Below are 17,700 nucleotides of genomic sequence, written 5' to 3'. Positions count from 1 at the left end.
GGGGGATCCTCGTTGGCTGCATGGTCCTCGTGGGCGGTACGGGCTGCAGTACCGCCCGTAGCCCCCTTCCGCTGGAGGCCGCCCCGATGCCGCCATCACCGGTGCCGGACGCCGAGCCCACGCGGGCGTCGGCGGAATCGGCCAACCCGGATGGAACCTGTCGCCGGGATGGCAGACCGCTCCGGTCGAGCGAACCACCCCTCACCCCGATGCCTCCCCCCGGCCGGATGCCGGTGGGCAGCCGCATGCGCGCGATCGCGCGGGACCGCGGCTACCTGCGCGTGGGCATCGCTACCGACGCGCCCCCGGCCGGGTTGATGAACTGGCGCACCCTGCGACTGGAGGGTTTCGACGTCGGCATAGCCCGCGCGGTCGCAGCGGCCATCTTCGGCGCCGAGCGGGTCGACGATCATGTCCAGTTCCGTGCCGTCACCACCTCCGAGCGGGAGGACCTGCTCCGTTCCGGCATGGTCGACATGCTCGTGGCTACCATGACCATCACCTGCGAGCGCAAGCGGCAGGTCCGGTTCTCCGACGTGTACTACGAGTCGACCCTGCGGTTGCTGGTTCGGGAGAACGCCGGGTTCCGCGGTATCGCCGATCTCGTCGGACGGCCGGTCTGCTCGTCGGCGGGGAGCACGTCCAGCGAGAAGCTGGCGCGGCTGCCGGCGCCGGGACCCCGACCGGTGACCCGGGCCCGCCTCGCGGACTGCCTGGTCGCGCTCCAGCACGGTGACGTCGACGCGATCGCCGGCGACGATGTCCTCCTCGCCGGACTGGCCGCCCAGGACCCCTACACGACGGTGCTCGGGCCGAGCGCCTTCGGCGCGGACTTCGAAGCCGGCGGCCGGCTCGACGAGCCCTACGGTATCGCCATGCCGATCACCGGGGACACGGCGGGAGACGACGAGTTCGTCGCGTTCGTCAACGGCGTGCTTCGCGAGATCATGCTCGACGGAACCTGGTCCCGCCTGTATGACGAGTGGCTGCGACCGGGCCTACGCGTACCCGGCCGCCCCCCGCTGCTCGACGGTGGCCGTCCCTGACCGGGCCGTGAGCTGGCGGGCCGGGCGAGCCACGAGATCGAAACCGGTGATTCATGATGAATGACGCGCACCCGAGCCCTGGTGCCCGAGCCCCGATGGTTGTCACAGTTCGGACGGTAGACCGACAAGCCGTGCGCCGGCGTCCCAGAGCTGGTTGCAGCGCGCGACGTCGGTGGTGTGCGATGCGGTTATGACCGTCTCGTGCCGGACGAAGAAACGCCCGCTGACACCATTGATTTCGGGACTGGTCGCGAGCCATGCCGGCGTATCGGCACCGACGTCGGGGCCAGGCCTGAACGGATCGAGCATCGCGCTGAACACCCGCAGTGCGCCGCGGGAATCTCGGCCGAGTCCGTCTTGCTGATAATGCCCGGATGAGCGCCGTTCACCGTGATGYGGGAGCCGGTGAGCCGCCGACCACGACGAAGCGCGCTGGCCGGTCACTCATGGGGCCGATCAGCGAGCGCAGCAGCAGGTACGGCGCGAGATGGTTGGTGGCCAGGGTTCGCTGGATACCTTCGGAGGTGATATCGCCGAGCTCCACAGCTCAGTGCCTATGAGCAAGGAAGCCACCGTCAGAGCAGCGTGCGGGGCCGGATGCGGTTCGCCTGGTCGACGAGGCGGACCCGGCTCGCCCGGTCACCGGCCAACCGGGCCATCTCCCGGTAGGTCTCGGCCAGCCCGAAGCGGAGGTCCCGTTCCACCATGACCCGACTGAGCAGGGTCGGTGGCCGGGGCGCATCCGCGGCCGGGTAGGCGGCCGGGTAGGTCATGACGAGGGCCAAGGCGGCGGTGAACAGGTCACGGTGCAGTTCGGCCCGGCGTCGTTCGCCCAGGTCGAGCCTTGGATCGGCCAGTATCGTCGCCGCCCGATGCAGGGCCGCCGATCCCGAGGCCGCGCGGTCTGGTCGGGCGGCCAGGCCGACGAGCACCCCGATCATGCGGATCCGCGACGCGGTGTAGGCGGCGGACGACGGAGGGACCCGTAGATAAGCGTCGATCTTGTCAGTCGGATCGGTCCGGCATCGGGCCAGCCCGAACGCCGCGCTGGTCGTGCTCGGATCGATGGTGGAGACGACGTCGAACAGGGCCGCGGCCCGGTGCCGGGCCGCGTCACGTTCAGGCGCGGTGTCCGCGGTGTCCGCGGTGTCCGCGGTGTCCGCGGTGGTCGCCACGTCCGCGAGTGCGGTCGCGAGGGCGAGGCGCGGAGCGAGCTCCCCGGGGACCCGGGAGTAGACCCGGTCGAACGCCGCGGCGGYCACGGCCGGTCGTCCTCCGACGAGGGCATGTAGGCCCCGGTACCAGTCGACCCGCCATTCCCGCGGCTGCTCCACGGCCGCGTCGTCCAGGGTGCCCGCCGCCTCATGGAGCTGCCCGGCCCGGATCTGGGCGCGGGCCAGGGACAGCCGCACCTCGGTGGTCCTCGGGACGATCGCCGCCAGCCGGGTGGCCAGGGAGGCCGGTTCCTCGTCCGAACCGGCGGTCAGTCCGGGCGCCCATGGATCGTCCTGGTCGATCCGCAGATCGGGGAGGACCTCCCACCATGCGGGGGTCCCGGCGGGCCCCGCCTCCCCGGTGGGGTGCCCGACGGCGTCGAACCACCGGCTGGCCAACGGGGGGACCGGCCCCTCCGTTCTGGCCACGATCTCGTAGAGCACCCCCACCAGTTCGTCGGCGAGCTCCGTGGTGCTCTGGAAGCGCTGGTCGGGATCGGTCGCGGTGGCTCGGCGCAGGAGCCGGTCCAGGGATTCGAAGTCCCGCAACGGGGCATGGGCCCGGCGCGGCGGCAGGGCGTGCCGGTAGGCGCCGAGGAAGCCCGGGAACCGGCCGAGGACGAGACGGGCCAGGGTCCGGGCGAYGGCGAAGATGTCGGTGGTGACCGTGGGCGCGGTGCGCGCGATGYCCGCCGGGCGTTCCCCGTCGTCGTCGAGTTCGGGGGCCCGGTAGCCGGGCGTGGACAGGTATCCCGACACGCGGTCGTCGAGCCGGCGCGCCCCGCCGAGGTCGATCAGTTTGACGTCCTCGGCGGTGACCATCACGTTTTCCGGTTTCAGGTCGCAGTAGACCAGCCCGAGGCGATGCAGATGCCCGAGGGCCGGAAGCACCCGCAGCAGGTAGCGGATCACGTCGGCGRCCGACGGCGGAGCCGACCGCCCGTCCGGTCCCGCCACCMCGACCTCGGCCAGGCCGGCCAGGGACACCCCCGGCACGTACTCCATGACGATGTAGTCCTCGCCATGGTGGGTGACATAGTCGAGGATCTTGACGATGCCCGGATGGGACACCGTGGTCAGAATGCGCCGCTCTCCCTCGGCGATCCGACGCGCCTCCGGGTTCGCCGCGTCGAGCAGGCCCTTGAGCACCACCCAGGCCCGCACGCCGTCGCCGCCGAGGTTGTCGTCGGTCGCGGCATACACCCAGCCGAGCCCACCGTGCGCGATGACGCCGTGCACGGTGTAGCGGCCGACCCGTTCGCCCGGTCGCAGCTTGACGGTGAACGAGTAGCGGTGGCCGCATCCCGCGCAGCTGCCTTCCAGGGCGACGCTCTCGTCCTGCTCGTCCTGCTCGTCGTGGCCCGGCCGGGCCACGGGCGCGCCGCACCCGGCGCACTCCCGAAGGCCCGTGGGAACGCTGGGCGCGTCCAGGAGGGGCGGGGTCGAACCGGGGGGCGGGCCGACCAGGTGTGGGAGCCGGAGCGGATCACGGTGGGMGCCGGGCGCCGGGAACCGCCGGGGTAGCGCGGTCACCCGGGGAGCCGGCAGATTCACCGACCCGGATTCCCCGACGATGGGAGGCCCGGCAACGGGTCTCGCGCTGTCCTCCGTCATGGCCCCTCTTCGCCAACGGGCACCATTCGCGTACCGGGTCCACCCGCCACCGTGCCGTCATTCCCCGACGGGTCGTCCCCGAGCCGCCGTCGTCCGGTCCGTTCGTCGCCTTGTCCGTGCGACGGCTTGTCGGAATGCCGTGGCGCGGTGGATCCCCGTGGTCGGGCGGTGTGCGCTGGTACGCGACCAGCCTGCCATGCGGTCGGGTTGTCCGCCGTGACGGAGCCCGGTTGCATCGGCTACGGGTTGTTTGGAGAGCGAGTTTGGCGGGCGAGGGCCCTGGGACGCGTCCCACCGAAATGCCGCGCCCACGATCGGGTGGTCGAGGATCGGGTGGTCGAAGCCGGTGCCGACCCGGTCACCGCCGGCGCTCGACGGCGCGGGCCTTCACGGTCGCCCCGAGGCCGCGCGCGGTGGTTTCGGCACGCTGCTTCAGCGGCCCGAGGGTGCGGCGCAGCCGATCGATCCGTCCCTCGCCGCCACGGGTGACATCCGCCRCCTCGCCCTCCCCGTAGTCATGATCGGGATGGTCCGCCGCACCCAGCCGCCAGTAGCCGCGGGTCGACAGGTCGGCGCGGTCCAGCCCCGCGGCGAGCAGGTGACGGCGGATCCGGCGTACCGCCGTGGCCTCGCAGGCCACCCAGGCCGCGGTGCCGGCGGGCAGGGGTACGGCCTCGACGGCCTCGGCCAGCAGCGTGCCGGGAACCCCGCCGTCACGGTGCAGCCAGGTGACGGTCGTCGCGGGGGTGACCGGGAGAGCCCGTCGGCGGCCGGCGTCGCGAACCTCCGCCACCACGGTCACCGGTACCCGAGCGGGCAGCCGTTCCAGCACCGTCGCCAGCGCGGGCAGGYCGGTCTCGTCGGCGGCGAGCAGGTGATGCGCGGCCGACGTCCGCACCTCGTATCCACCCCCCGGTCCGGCGATGGCGAGATGGTCACCGGGCCGAGCGGTACCCGCCCACCGCCCGGCCGGACCCTCGCCGTGCAGGAGCATCTCGATGTCCAGTTCGAGGGCCTCAGCGTCGAACCGGCGCGGGGTGTAGGTCCGCACGATCGGGCGGGGCGTACCCGCCGGGAAGACGGGTCGTCCGTCCGGCCCCCAGCTCGGAACGGTCGGTTCGGTCTGCCCGTCGGCCGGCAGGAAGATCTTCACGTGCTGCGCGGCCCGGGGCAGCGCGAATCCGGCCAGCGCCGGCCCACCGAGCGTCACCGTCACCATGTCCCCGGTGAGCGGGGTGACGCGGACGACCCGCAGCCGGCGCGGGGCCGGCCGGGCGCGCCGCGGCGCGGGCCGGTTTTCCGCCGACGTCGACGGGCGGCCGTCGCGCCCGTCCGGTAGTCCGGTCGGGTGGGGCGTGGATGGTGGCGTGGATGGTACGGAGGAGTCCGGCCCGAAGGTCGACATCGGTTCTTGCGTCCTGTCTCTCGTGACCGCGGGCTGGACTGGTCCTGGCCCGCACGGACGGGCTTCAGGCCCGAGACGGGGCTGTCCCGACCTCCGCGAGCCCGGGTGGCATTTCAGGACGAACCTACGCCCCRCCATTCGGGCGATGACTCGCGGAGGGGCGCGACGGTCGTTCCGTACCTGCTTCGGGCCTGCTTCGGGCCTGCTCCGGATCTGCTTCGGGCCTGCTCCGGATCTGCTCCGGATCTGCTCCGGATCTGCTCCGACATGATTGTCCTCCTTGACAAGGAAAATTTTCGGCAGGACGATGAGGCGCATGTTGGAGGTCGCAGTGATCGATGACCCGGCCGCCGCGGGGGCCGCGCTCGACCCGGTCCGGGCGAGGTTGCTGGCCGCGCTCGCGGAGCCGGGTTCGGCCAGCACCCTGGCCACTCCCGTGGGGCTGTCACGTCAGCGGGTCAATTACCACCTGCGGGCCCTGGAGCGTCACGGGCTGGTCGAACTCGTCGAGGAACGCAGAAGGGGCAACTGCACCGAGCGCGTATTACGGGYGACGGCGGCCTCCTATGTGATCTCGCCGACCGCGTTGCCGGCGGTCGCCCCGGATCCCGGCCGGTCGCCGGATCAGCGCTCTGCCCGATGGCTGCTCGCGCTCGGTGCCCGGCTGGTGCGGGAGATCGGCGACCTCCTCACCGGTGCCACCGCCGCCCGGCAGCGGCTGGCGACGTTCGCKATCGACAGCGAGATCCGGTTCGCCTCCGCCGCGGACCGCGCCGCGTTCGCCGCGGAGCTCGGGGAGACGGTTGCCGCCCTCGTCGGCAGGTACCACGACACCACCGCTGCGGGCGGGCGCTCCCACCGTTTCGTCGTCGCCCTGCACCCGAGCGTCACGCGGCCCGAGCGGGTGGCTGTCGGGTCCAATGCGGGATCCGAGGCGGGAGAGGGCATCCTCGGCCTCGGCACCGCCGGTCCCACTGGCATCGACGGTCCCACCAGCGCAGCCGGCCTTACCAGCGCAGCCGGTCCCACCGGAACCGATGGCCCCACCGCAACCAAGGAGAACTAGAGATGTCCCGTGGGTTCGAGATCCGCCGCGAGGGCGTGCTGCCCACCTCCCCGGAGGAGTACTGGGACGCCGTGACCACCGGTAACGGCGGATGGCTGTGGCCGATGGAGTTCGAGCCCCGCCAGGGTGGCGCCGCGCCCTTCGGGGGCACGGTCACCGTCTGGGATCCGCCGCACCACCTCGTCACCCGGGTGGAGGGTGCGGATGGCTGGTTCAACCAGCTGGAACATGTGATCGAGGGCCGGGACGGCGGCACGACCTCCTTCCGCTACGTCCACAGCGGGATCTTCGTCGACGACTGGGAGAACCAGTACGACGGCGCCAGCCAGCACACCGACTTCTACCTGCACACGCTCGGCCAGTACCTGCGGTACTTCAGTCGCCGGCCGGTGACCTACGTCGCGGCCGACGCGCCGGCGTCCTCGACCGCGCCGGACGCGTTCGTCCGGCTGCGCCGCGAGCTCGGCGTCGCCGACGAGGTCGGCCAGGGCGACGCGGTGCGCGTCACCCTCCCGGGCATCGACCCGCTGGACGCCGTGGTCGACTACCTGCATCCCCACTTCCTCGGCCTGCGGACCGGCGACGGGCTGTACCGCTTCTTCGGCCGCAACGCCTTCGGCGCCCCGATCGGCATCGCCCTGCACCTGTTCGCCCCCGGCGCCGACCAGGCGAAGACCACCCAGGCCTGGACCGACTGGCTACAGGACGTGTTCGCCTAAGCGCCTTTGCGGCGGTCTCTATCGTTTCGTCGGTCCCCGCCGTTTCGTCGATCTCCGCCGGCTCGTGTCGGGCCGGCACCGGCACCCGGTCAGGGATGACGGTCATACTCCGAACGCCCGTGCCAGCCGCGTCAACCCCTTCGTGATCTCCACCGGCGGGTGCGTGGTGAAGGACAGGCGCAGCGTCGCGGGGTCCGGCGGCCCCGCGAAAAAAGGAGCACCGGGAACGTAGGCCACGTCGTGCTCCACCACGCCGGGCAGCAGGGCGGTGGCGTCGTGACCATCGGGGAGGCGGGCCCAGACGAACATGCCGCCCTCGGGCCGGTTCCAGCTGCTCCCGGGCGGCAGCGCCCAGGCGAGCCCGTCGAGGAGCGCGTCGCGGCGTTCGCGGTAGGCGGCGCACATCCGAGCAATGTGCAGGTCGGGGTCGGCGTCGGCCAGATACCGGGCGGCGGCGGCCTGATCGACCGTGGAGGTGTGCAGGTCCGCGGCCTGCTTGGCGATCACGCAGGCCCGCCGCAGCATGGCCGGGGCCCGCAGCCAGCCCAGTCGCATCCCTGGGGCTATGATCTTGGAGAAGCTGCCGAGCAGGACGGTGCGGTCGGCGGCGTCGGCGAACGACGCGATCCACGGCTCCCGCGTGCCCTGGAAGCGCAGCTCACCGTAGGGGTCGTCCTCGACGATCCACAGGCCCTGCTCCGCGGCCACCCGGGCGACGGCCGCGCGGCGCGCCGCGGACAGCGTCCGACCGGTGGGGTTCTGGAAGGTCGGCACCAGGTAGAGCAGTCTGGGACGCTCGCGGGCCACCGTCTCCGCCAACCGGTCGGGGAGGATCCCGTGCTCGTCGGTGGGGACGGGCACCACCCGGGCACCCGCGAGGCCGAGGCACTGCAGGGCAGCCAGATAGGTCGGATCCTCCACGAGGACCGCGTCACCCGGCTCCACGAGCGTCGCCGACAGCAGCGTCAGGGCCTGCTGCGAGCCCGTCGTGATCAGCAGGTCGTCCGCTCGGGTGGGCAGGCCGCGGCGCGCCAGGCGTTCCGCGACCGTCTGGCGCAGGTCCGGGTCGCCCTCCGTGGCGGAGTACTGCAGCACGCGCCGCGGYTCCTCGGTGAGCACCCGGTCGTAGGCGCGCCGGATTCCGTCGGCGTCGAAGAGCTCGGGAGCGGGTAGACCGCCGGCGAAGGAGATCACCTCCGGGTGGGCGGTCAGCGCGAGGATCTCCCGCACTGGCGAGGTGCGCACGGCGCCGGCTCGGGCGGCGAGACCGGGCACCGCAGCGGCGGGTGGAGCGGCGTTGGTCATGGCGGCTCCTCGAACTCCTTCTCCGGGTTCTCCCCGACGTACACGACCACTCGCCGCCAACCGCCGGGACGGCCGTACAGCGGCGTTCCAGCCTGTGGACTGTGCTTCCCGCATCCTGGACTTTCTGGCGATCATAGCCATCGGCGCCGGTTTACGTGGCCGCCCGCGACTCCGAGCAGGCCGAGCAGCACGTTCACCAGGAATATCGAGTCCCACCAGAAGTGGTCGAGCAGGACACCGGCGAGGACGGGCCGCCGGCCAGCCCGGCACCCGCGGACGACGAGAACAGCGCGAACGCCGACGCCCKGGCCGGACCGGGGATGGCAGAGGTCATCATGCCCCTTCGTATCGGGCGCAGACGATGTCTCCGATCGGGCTGGTTGAGGGGAGGCTGGTTGAGGGGGCTGCTCGTGAACAGGCACCGAACGCCGACGGTGTGGGTAAGACGTCCGCACGGAGAAAGCCAGACTGCGGACCTGGACGGAATGGCGACGGGGAATTCTCCTGTCGCAGTGGTTTATGCGGAACTCATGGAACAGAAATAGAGCGCCCGGATCGCAGAGAATGCCTGCCGACTGGACCATGACCTCGACGGTCGCGATCGGGCGGGAGATGATCAGGGGAGCGTGTCGGACATCAAACTGATACAGTCCGGCGGAGTCGGGCGTCGTCGACGCTGAGTGTCGCGCTGGTCGCCGGGAGCCGGTCACCCGGCACCGGCCAGGGTTCCTTCCCGGGAGATTTCACATGCGCAGCGCCAAGGATTTCTTCGCTCCCCTCGCCGTGGGGGCGCCACCCCCGCCTCGCGAGATCCCGTGGCGGCCGTCCCGGATGATTCACTTCTTCGACCCGAGCAACGAGAAGATGGCRGCGAAGCTGCCGCAGATCATCCCCCGGGTCGACGTGCTGCTCGGGAACCTCGAGGACGGGGTCCGAGCGGACAACAAGATCGTTGCCAGGGAGAACCTGATAAAGATCGTCGACGGCGCGGACTTCGGTGAGACGCAGTTCTGGATCCGCCTGAACAGCCTCGACTCACCCTGGGGGCTCGACGRCCTGCTCACGCTCGTGCCCGCCATCGGCGAGAATCTCGACGTGGTGATGGTGCCCAAGGTCCAGGGGGCGGAGGACATCCACTATGTGGACCGCCTCCTCGCCCAGTTGGAGGCGAAGGCCGGCCTGTCCCGGCCGGTGCTTGTCCACGCGATTCTGGAGACCGCGCGAGGGGTCGCGAACGTCGAGGAGATCTGCGCGGCAAGTCCCCGCATGCAGGGTCTGTCCCTCGGCCCGGCGGACCTGGCGGCGGACCGGCGGATGAAGACAACCCGTGTCGGCGGTGGGCACCCCGGCTACCTGGTACGCCAGGATCCGCGGCCGGACGACCCGGCGGCTGTCCGAGCCACGTTCCAGCAGGATCCCTGGCACTACACGCTCGCCCGGATGGTAGACGCCTGCGCGGCGAACGGGATCATGCCGTACTACGGGCCGTTCGGTGACATCGCCGACGTCCTCGCCTGCGAGGACCAGTTCCGCAACGCGTTCCTGCTCGGGTGTGTCGGGGCGTGGTCACTGCATCCCGTTCAGATCGACATCGCGAAGAAGGTCTTCAGCCCCGAGCCCGCGGATGTCGAGTGGGCAAAGCGCGTCGTCGCGGCCATGGGCGACGGAACGGGTGCCGTGATGGTGGACGGTACGATGCAGGACGACGCCTCGGTGAAGCAGTGCCGGGTCATCCTCACTCTCGCCACTCGCCTCGCCGCCCKGGACGCGCAGCTCGCGGCGGCCTACGGACTACCCGCGCCGGAGGCACGATGACCGGCACCGCGGCCGCGGGTTCCCCGGGTTCCCCGTCCGCGGGCCGCCCACCCGCCGCGTACCGTCCGCGGCGTTCCGTCCTCTACATGCCCGGGGCCAACGAGCGCGCCATGGAGAAGGCCAGGAATCTGCCGGCCGACGCGCTCATCCTGGACCTCGAGGACGCGGTGGCGCCCGTCGCCAAGGAGCGCGCCCGGGAGCAGGTCTGCGCGGCGGTGGCCGATGCCGCCTACGGCCACCGGGAGGTCACGGTTCGCGTCAACGCCCGCGGCAGCTCCTGGCATGCCGACGACCTGCGCGCCGCGGGACGGGTGGGCCCGGACGCCGTCGTKGTGCCGAAGGTCGAGTCGCCGTCGGACGTCCACGCGATCGAAAAAGGGCTCGAAGCGGCCGGCGCGCCGGACCGCACCATGATATGGGCGATGGTGGAGACACCTGGTGCCATCCTGCGCGCCCAGGAGATCGCCCAGGCGTCGCCGCGGCTCACCGTCCTCGTGATGGGCACCAACGACCTGGYCAACGAGCTGCGTGCCGAATTCGTGCCCGGCCGCGCCCCGCTGCTGACCGGCCTGGGGCTGTGTCTGCTGGCCGCGCGCGCGAGTGGAACCGTGATCCTCGACGGTGTCTACAACGACATCCGCGACGCCGACGGCTTCGCGGCGGAATGCCGCCAGGGCCGCGAGATGGGCTTCGACGGTAAGACGCTTATCCACCCCAACCAGATCGAGACGTGTAACCGCACGTTCTCACCCACTGAGGCCCAGGTCGCGCAGGCCGCGGAGATCGTGCGGGTCTGGGAGGAGGCGCTACGCGAGGGCCGCGGAGTGGCGACCGTCGACGGCCGGCTGATCGAGAACCTGCACGTCGACAACGCGCGCCGGATTCTCGCCGTCAGCGCGGCCATCGCGGGTCTGGCCGACGGCCAGGCGGCCTCCTGACGGTGACCGTTCTGGCGGTGACCGTTCTGGCCGCTTCGACGGCTGTAGGGATGCGACAGCCCCTCCACCGCGGTGGAAGCCACCGCGGTGGAAGCCACCACCGTTCCCTGCCAGCGTGATCCGGACGCTCGGACGCTCGGACGCTCGGACTCGCGGGCGATGTCTCCTGTCGGTCAGTGCAGGGGCCGGTGCGCGGTCTCGGGGAGCCGGCTGAAGACCACGGTGCTGACCAGGGCGACGGCGGTGACGTACCAGCCGAAGGAGGCGGCGTGGCCGATGTCCACGAGGTAGGTGGCGACGTAGGGGCCGGTGCCGCCGAAGAGGGCGACGGAGAGCGCATAGGGGAACCCGATACCGGAGCTGCGCAGGCGCGCCGGGAACAGCTCGGCGACCACCGCGCTCGAGATGCACGACCAGCAGGCGAGGAACACCAGCCCCATGATCTGAACCAGGAGCAGTCTGGTGGTCGAGCCGTCCAGTAGGGCCAGCATCGGAACCGTGCCGACCACGAAGAAGGTGCCGAAGATGAGCAGCATCGGCCGCCTGCCGACGCGGTCCGAGATCGCTCCGAAGACCGGCTGCAGGGCGAGGAAGATGGTCAGCGCGACGACACCGGAGAGCAGGCCGTGCTTGAGGTTGGAGCCCACCGTGATGTTCGCGTACGTCGGCAGATAGGCGGTCCATACATAGAACACCAGGGCCGGGGCCGCGGTCAGCCCGAACACCTGGAGGGATTCCCTGGGGTGCCGGCGGAGGAACTCGAACATGTCGGCACGACGGGCACCGGCCGGCTCGTCCGCCGTCTGGGTGAGGGTCTCCTTGGCGTGCGTCCGGATCCACATGCCGACCATGGCCGCGACCGAGCCGAGCAGGAAGGGGATCCTCCAGCCCCAGCTGGTCATGTTCTGCGAGTCCAGCGTGCTGGCGAGTAAGGCGCTGATCCCGATCGCCGCCAGGTTGGCCGAGGTCGCACTGATGTAGAAGAAGCTCGAGTACAGTCCCCGACGGCCAGCCGGCGCGGACTCGATGAGAAACGCGCTTCCCGCGGCATACTCGCCCCCCGCGGAGGCACCCTGGATCAGCCGGGCCAGCAGGAGCAGTGCCGGGGCGGCGACCCCGACCTGCTTGTAGGTGGGGGCAAGCCCGATGATGAGACTGCCCAGGCCCATGCCCATAATCGTGGTGCTGAGCGTCCTGCGGCGGCCGATCCGGTCGGCGAGAATCCCGAGGATCAGCGCTCCGACCGGGCGGGCGAAGAATCCGACGGCGAAGATCGCTAAGGTCGACATCAGCGGCACCAGGCTGCCTCCCGGGCTGGCCGGGAAGAACTGCGTGGAGAAGTACACCGCAAGCATCGAGTAGATGTACCAGTCGAACCATTCGACGGCGTTGCCGACGGAGGCGGCCAGGAGCTGCCGATAGTGGTTGGTCCGCTCCCGGAGGCCGGTTGTTGCTGTCATCGAAGCGGTCATGGGTTGCTCCCCTGTTGGGCGGGGCCGAGACCACCAGCTCGGAACGTCGAGCTCTGATGGGCCCGGTAACGGGTACGAATTTCCAACAGGATGTGGCGTGCGACACATCGAAGGCTACGGGCGGGATGCCAACGCGGCGCCCTTCGCTTCGTACGCGGCTACGAAACCGGCGGGGCTGCCGTCTCCGCATGGAAGGCCCAGGACAGTTCCACCAGGGTGTCGGTGTCGTCCAGGGACCGCCCGGTCAGCTCCTCGAACCGGGCTAGTCGGTAGCGCAGCGTGTTGACGTGTACATGCAGCGCCTCGGCGGTCCGCGGGATGTTACGGCCATTGGCCAGGTAGCAGCGGAGCGACTCGACGACTTCCTCCCCGAACGCACCGGTGTCCCGGAGCGGCTGGAGGTAGCGGGCCCGCATCAGTGCGGTCACGTCCGCCGCACGCGGCACGGCCACCCGCCAGCCGAGGCTCTCGAGGGTGTGCACGCCCTCGTCGTGGCGCAGTCGGGCCGCGGCCAATACGTCGTTGGCCACCGAGAAGGACGCCGCGACCCGGCCCAGCGGCCCCTCGGGCCCGGCGGCGACCAGCAGCCCCGGGACCGCGGGTGGCGGCCCCGACACGATCCCCACGAGCCGGCCTTGGGAGGGCACCAGGAGCAGGACCATGTTGCTGCGCCGGCACCCCTGGTTGATCAGGTTGAGGGCCTGGTCCAGCTCCGCTTCCGACAGGGTGGCAGTGCACACCGCCCGCAGGCGTGTGTCGCGCCGCACGTGGTAGCGGATGCACCCCTGCTCAATCTGCGTCGGAGACAGGGTGCCGGCGAGCAGCCCGGCGAGCCATTCGTCCCTGCGCCTTCGGTCCGCCACCGCATGCGACAGGCCRTACTCACGGTAGGCGCTCGCCGCACGAGCGGAGAACACKTCACTCAGCTTCCACAGCAGCGAGGTGAGAGTGAGCGACTCGGGGTGGTCGACCCCGAACTCCTGGGCGCGATCCACCAGCCGGTCCTGGATACTCGCTATGCAGATGCGGAAGCCGCCCATGATGTCCTCGATCGGCACGCCCTGCCGGAGCCGTTCCAGCGTTGTGCGCTCGGCCTGCCAGATCTCCGAGCTCGGCGGCACGACGCCCGCCCGCAGGGTGCGGCACGCCAGCACGACGTTGCGGTGGATGCTCGTCACCAGCGCCTCGGTCGGGACCACCTCATAGGCCGGGATCTCGCGCCGGACACGCTTGATCGTGGGATCCACCAGTCCCTCGTCGTGTTCCAGCGCAGCGGTGAGTTCTCGCACACGGTCGTCGGACATCCGCATCATCAGGGGATTATCCTGCCCGGYGGTGTCATCGGCACCCCGGTCCGCGCCCCAATGGCGCGCGTGGCACCCGCGCTTGTCGCGTATGTTCAGGGATCTGTCACCGCTGTTCTATCTCGGATCTTTTGGTGGGTCCAGAATCAAACCCTACCGCTCGCCTAGCCGGCTGTTCCCCGCCGGATCCAGACGATTCCGAAGGCAGGGATCGACGACAGCCACCCGAGGAGATGCAGATGACGACACTGGTCAATCCCCTCCAACATTTCGCTCCAWCGTACACGGGAGTCGATGATCTTCCCTGGGTTCCGTTCACGCCTTACACGAACGAGGTGGAATTAAAGATCCTTCATGTGGATYTGATCAAGAGCGAGACGCAAATGCTTCTGCGGGCGCCGGGGGGAGCTTCGCTGGGTGTGCACGACCATTATGGCCGCGTGCTTGTCTACACCGTTCGAGGGAAATGGCGGTACGCGGAGCACGCCTGGGTGTCGGGGCCGGGTGACTTCGTGTACGAGGTCGCCAACAGCAGGCACACGTTCATTGTGGAGCCTGACGAGGGCATCGAGGTGTTCATCTCGGTTGAAGGAGCTATTGCTTTCCTCGGCCCAAGCGACGAGATCATAGGCATCGAGCAGGCCCATACGTTCRCCGAACGATACAACGAGTACTGCAGGAAGCACGGGATCATACCGGTTGACCTGACCAGCTTCGCCCTCTCGTAGCCAGTCGGTTGGTGGGGCCGGTGATCACGCTGGTCCCACCAGTAAGCCTTGCGAGTCCCACCGGCCACCCTGGCCACCCTGGTGAGCCTTGTGCGACCCTCGCCTTCGACGAGTCGCCAGCCGGTCGCTATTCGTACACCACGAGCGTGGATTCCGCTATCGCGACTTACCTGGGCTTCCCCCACGTCTTCCMACTGCTTATGCTTGCGGGCGCGGCGGCCCAGGTTCCCGGTAGGAGGCCATCATGCGAATCTACGAGACGTACGACCTCGTCGATGTACCCCATCGCGACCGTCCTGGACGCTGGGAGGAGATCCTGGGCAGCGCGGTGACGCCATTCCACACTGATGTTCCTCCAGGGCGATTACCCTACCGTGCCTCGATTGAGCGTCGCTGGTTCGATGACATCGCGCTGCTGGATATCGCATGTGATCCGTGCAGGGGTGAACGTAGTCGAAATCTGATCAGCCGGACCAGCGAGGACAATATCGCGATATTCTTCGCTACCGCTGGGACTGAACGGCTTGCCATCGAGGACAAGAAGATTGTTGTCACTCCAGGAAGCTTCGTCATCTGGAACAGCATGCAAAAGGTGCGGTTCGAAGTTGTCGAGCACTTCCGCAAAATTACCCTGGTAATCCCGAGAGTGGCGCTGGAAGAGGTCTTGGAGAGCCCGTGGTTGGAAGCCGACCTCGTGGTGGATGTGAACGCTCCCGCGATTAGGTTGTTGCGCAGCTATGTCGCATCACTTGCCGGCCTCCCGCACGAGGTTCCCGCCCCCACCATAACGGCGGCCCGCAACGCGGCATTGGAGCTGGTGGCCGCGGCGGTGCGCCCCGAGGCCACGTTCACGAGTGCGATCACTGGGGAAGCGCTGCGGCTCGCAGTGGAACGCTGGATAGCTCGAAACCTTGGCCACCGCGACGTCAGCGCCGCCGCGGCGGCCGCTGCGCAGTGTGTGTCTGTCCGCACGCTGCAGCGCAGCTTCGCCGCGACAGGAAACAGCTACAGCGCCGTCGTCCGCTCYCAGCGACTCGCACGAGCCCGCCGGGACCTGATCGAGGGATCATGCTCCATTCAGGCGATCGCCAGCCGTTGGGGTTTTGCGGACACGAGTCACTTCTGTCGAGAATTCAAACGGCTGYATGGTGYGACGCCGACTTGTTACCGTGATTCGGTCGCCTTACCGTTCGCCCACGTGGGAGATCCCGATTTTCGGGACAATCCGGACGGTGGTACGCAGCCCTCCAGAACCGCGTCCCGGACCTCCAGGCCGCATGACTGATCGTGTCGTCCGTCCGGCCGGCACTGGTCCCGGATGTCCAGGACGGGCCGGACCGGCGGCGGGGCAGGTCGGGTCGGATCAGGTCGGGTTGGGTCGGTTTGGATCAGGTCGGGTTGGGTCGGATCAGGCGGGGCGAGCGGCCGGTTGGCCCAGCCAGCGTCGCACCAGACCGGTCAGAAGCAGGATCACGGCCGTTCCGACCACTTCAATGATCACATTCGCGAGCAGGTGACTCATCGTGTAACCTCCCAGGCGTACCGTGTCGCTCCCCGACCCTGGTCGGGGCGCGCCAGACCGCCACGAGGCGGGCGGTCTGTACTTCCGGGTGACACGGTGCGGGTCGCAGATGAACAGAAAGTGAGCGATTCCGTTCGGTTGTATGGCCAGAGCGTGAACCCGCTCGTTTGTCGCGGTCCGTGACTGTCCGACGAACCGCCAGGTCAGCCCATGTGGGGGCCTGCTGCGGGGTGGACTCGGCCCGATCCGGCCGAACCCCGATCGGACCAGGTCGATCGGACCAGGTCGATCGGACCAGGTCGGAGGATCGGAGAAGGCGGGGACGCCGTCACCCAGCATCCGCCCGCATTTCACCCTTCGCTACGGTGAAGCCGTGGTCGGGTATGCGTGGATGACGCGAACAGGCCGGGCGCGGAGCCGGCAGACCAATCGTCGTTCGGCGTGGCCTCCGGACCCGGCGGCCTCGCCGGACGGGCTGAACGGACCGGATGGACCGGATGAACCGGACTCGTCTGGCTCGTGGGCCAGGTCGGCGCGTCGATGAACTTCTTCGAGGGAACGGTCCTCGGTCTCGTTCAGGGGCTCACCGAGTTTCTCCCGGTCTCGTCCAGCGCCCACCTGCGCATCGCTGCCGCGCTCGCCGGCTGGGAGGACCCGGGCGCCGCGTTCACCGCCGTGACCCAGATCGGCACCGAGACCGCCGTGCTGATCTACTTCCGCAGGGACATCGCCCGCATCGTGGCGGCGTGGGCGCGCTCGCTCACCCGCCGGGAGATGCGTAAGGACCCCGACGCCCGGACGGGCTGGCTGGTCATCCTCGGYACCCTTCCGATCGGCCTGCTCGGGGTGACGCTGCAGGACGCCATCGAGGGTCCGTTCCGCGACCTGCGGCTGATTGCCACGACGCTGATCGTGCTCGGCCTGATCCTGGGCGGCGCGGACTGGTACGCCTCGAAGGGGCGGCCGCAGGGTCGTCATTCGCCGCTCCGCCCGCGCAAGGTGCTTGAGGACTTGTCGGTGCGTGACGGGCTCCTCTATGGTCTCGCTCAGTCTGCCGCGCTGATCCCCGGCGTCTCCCGGTCCGGTGCGACGATCAGCGGGGGCCTGCTTCTCGGCTATACTCGCGAGGCTGCGGCCCGGTACTCCTTCCTGCTGGCGATGCCGGCGGTGCTGGCGTCCGGGGTCTTCGAGCTGCGTTCCATCGGTGGGAAGGATGCCGACGTCGCCTGGGGCCCGACGATCCTCGCCACATTCGTGGCGTTCGTCACCGGCTACGCCGCGATCGCATGGTTCMTGCGGTACATCTCGACGCGCAGTTTCGCGCCCTTCGTGCTGTATCGCGTGGGGCTGGGGCTGCTGCTGTTCTCCCTGCTGGTCGGGGGTGCCCTCAGCCCCGACGCCGGTGCCCCCCCGGGCTGAACGGGCGGGGAGCCCCCAGGCGCGACCCACGCGCCTACGGCCGTCAACTACGGTGAGGGTCGGCGGTCCGCGTGTGCAGACGGTGGAGGCATCTACGGGACATATCCAAACGAGTCCGAGACCCGCCCGAGGT

At 69.8% G+C, this 17,700-nt stretch carries 15 protein-coding genes; 8 read left to right on the top strand and 7 right to left on the bottom strand.

Translation table 11 applies throughout. The features are described from left to right. The first annotated feature begins 245 nt into the window (after positions 1-245). Complete coding sequence (locus CcI156_RS05570) at positions 246-1,046, top strand: glutamate ABC transporter substrate-binding protein (protein ID WP_232235038.1); 801 nt, start codon at positions 246-248, stop codon at positions 1,044-1,046. Between the two features lie 102 nt (positions 1,047-1,148). On the opposite strand, the gene CcI156_RS05565 is transcribed toward CcI156_RS05570, so the two are convergent. From CcI156_RS05565 to CcI156_RS05555, 4 genes are all read right to left on the bottom strand, one after another. Then, positions 1,149-1,367, bottom strand: a complete 219-nt coding sequence (locus CcI156_RS05565; RefSeq protein WP_035731883.1) for a hypothetical protein — start codon at positions 1,365-1,367, stop codon at positions 1,149-1,151. A 64-nt stretch (positions 1,368-1,431) separates the two neighbouring features. Then, positions 1,432-1,590 (bottom strand): hypothetical protein, encoded by a 159-nt coding sequence (locus tag CcI156_RS25470; protein ID WP_175637541.1) that lies wholly within the window; start codon positions 1,588-1,590, stop codon positions 1,432-1,434. Positions 1,591-1,621: 31 nt separating this feature from the next. Further along, the gene (locus CcI156_RS05560) at positions 1,622-3,874 is read right to left on the bottom strand and encodes a serine/threonine-protein kinase (protein ID WP_254847285.1); all 2,253 of its coding nucleotides are present in this window, start codon (positions 3,872-3,874) and stop codon (positions 1,622-1,624) included. Between the two features lie 358 nt (positions 3,875-4,232). Continuing rightward, positions 4,233-5,279, bottom strand: a complete 1,047-nt coding sequence (locus tag CcI156_RS05555) for a siderophore-interacting protein (protein ID WP_076804593.1) — start codon at positions 5,277-5,279, stop codon at positions 4,233-4,235. A gap of 316 nt (positions 5,280-5,595) precedes the next feature. On the opposite strand from CcI156_RS05555, the gene CcI156_RS05550 reads away from it, so the two are divergent. After that, positions 5,596-6,345, top strand: a complete 750-nt coding sequence (locus CcI156_RS05550) for a helix-turn-helix domain-containing protein (protein ID WP_076804591.1) — start codon at positions 5,596-5,598, stop codon at positions 6,343-6,345. A 2-nt stretch (positions 6,346-6,347) separates the two neighbouring features. Then, the gene (locus CcI156_RS05545) at positions 6,348-7,064 is read left to right on the top strand and encodes an SRPBCC domain-containing protein (RefSeq protein WP_011437195.1); all 717 of its coding nucleotides are present in this window, start codon (positions 6,348-6,350) and stop codon (positions 7,062-7,064) included. 102 nt (positions 7,065-7,166) lie between these two features. Here CcI156_RS05545 and CcI156_RS05540 read toward each other — a convergent pair whose 3' ends face one another. Beyond that, complete coding sequence (locus tag CcI156_RS05540) at positions 7,167-8,369, bottom strand: PLP-dependent aminotransferase family protein (protein WP_011437194.1); 1,203 nt, start codon at positions 8,367-8,369, stop codon at positions 7,167-7,169. Positions 8,370-9,116: 747 nt separating this feature from the next. Here CcI156_RS05540 and CcI156_RS05535 point away from each other — a divergent pair. Continuing rightward, positions 9,117-10,184 (top strand): CoA ester lyase, encoded by a 1,068-nt coding sequence (locus CcI156_RS05535; protein ID WP_076804588.1) that lies wholly within the window; start codon positions 9,117-9,119, stop codon positions 10,182-10,184. Then, the gene (locus CcI156_RS05530; RefSeq protein ID WP_083718318.1) at positions 10,181-11,122 is read left to right on the top strand and encodes a CoA ester lyase; all 942 of its coding nucleotides are present in this window, start codon (positions 10,181-10,183) and stop codon (positions 11,120-11,122) included. Before CcI156_RS05535 ends, CcI156_RS05530 begins: the two co-directional genes overlap by 4 nt. A 173-nt stretch (positions 11,123-11,295) precedes the next feature. Here the strand turns inward: CcI156_RS05530 and CcI156_RS05525 are convergent, their stop codons facing one another. Beyond that, complete coding sequence (locus CcI156_RS05525; protein ID WP_035941473.1) at positions 11,296-12,582, bottom strand: MFS transporter; 1,287 nt, start codon at positions 12,580-12,582, stop codon at positions 11,296-11,298. A gap of 170 nt (positions 12,583-12,752) precedes the next feature. Continuing rightward, entirely contained in the window at positions 12,753-13,898 is a 1,146-nt protein-coding gene (locus CcI156_RS05520; protein ID WP_076804587.1) for a CdaR family transcriptional regulator, read from the bottom strand. Positions 13,899-14,137: 239 nt separating this feature from the next. Here CcI156_RS05520 and CcI156_RS24530 point away from each other — a divergent pair, with 239 nt between their 5' ends. The 3 genes from CcI156_RS24530 (at position 14,138) to CcI156_RS05500 (ending at position 17,567) form a co-directional block, all read left to right on the top strand. Next, the gene (locus CcI156_RS24530; RefSeq protein ID WP_076804611.1) at positions 14,138-14,626 is read left to right on the top strand and encodes a 2,4'-dihydroxyacetophenone dioxygenase family protein; all 489 of its coding nucleotides are present in this window, start codon (positions 14,138-14,140) and stop codon (positions 14,624-14,626) included. Positions 14,627-14,870: 244 nt separating this feature from the next. After that, the gene (locus CcI156_RS05510; protein ID WP_076804585.1) at positions 14,871-15,911 is read left to right on the top strand and encodes an AraC family transcriptional regulator; all 1,041 of its coding nucleotides are present in this window, start codon (positions 14,871-14,873) and stop codon (positions 15,909-15,911) included. A 777-nt stretch (positions 15,912-16,688) separates the two neighbouring features. Further along, the gene (locus tag CcI156_RS05500; RefSeq protein WP_076804609.1) at positions 16,689-17,567 is read left to right on the top strand and encodes an undecaprenyl-diphosphate phosphatase; all 879 of its coding nucleotides are present in this window, start codon (positions 16,689-16,691) and stop codon (positions 17,565-17,567) included. Positions 17,568-17,700 lie beyond the last annotated feature (133 nt).

This window comes from Frankia sp. CcI156 (assembly GCF_001983015.1).
In the GTDB taxonomy this organism is placed as follows: domain Bacteria; phylum Actinomycetota; class Actinomycetes; order Frankiales; family Frankiaceae; genus Frankia; species Frankia casuarinae.
The sequence above is the reverse complement of the archived record's forward strand: the minus strand, read 5'-3'. Positions and strand labels throughout refer to the sequence as shown.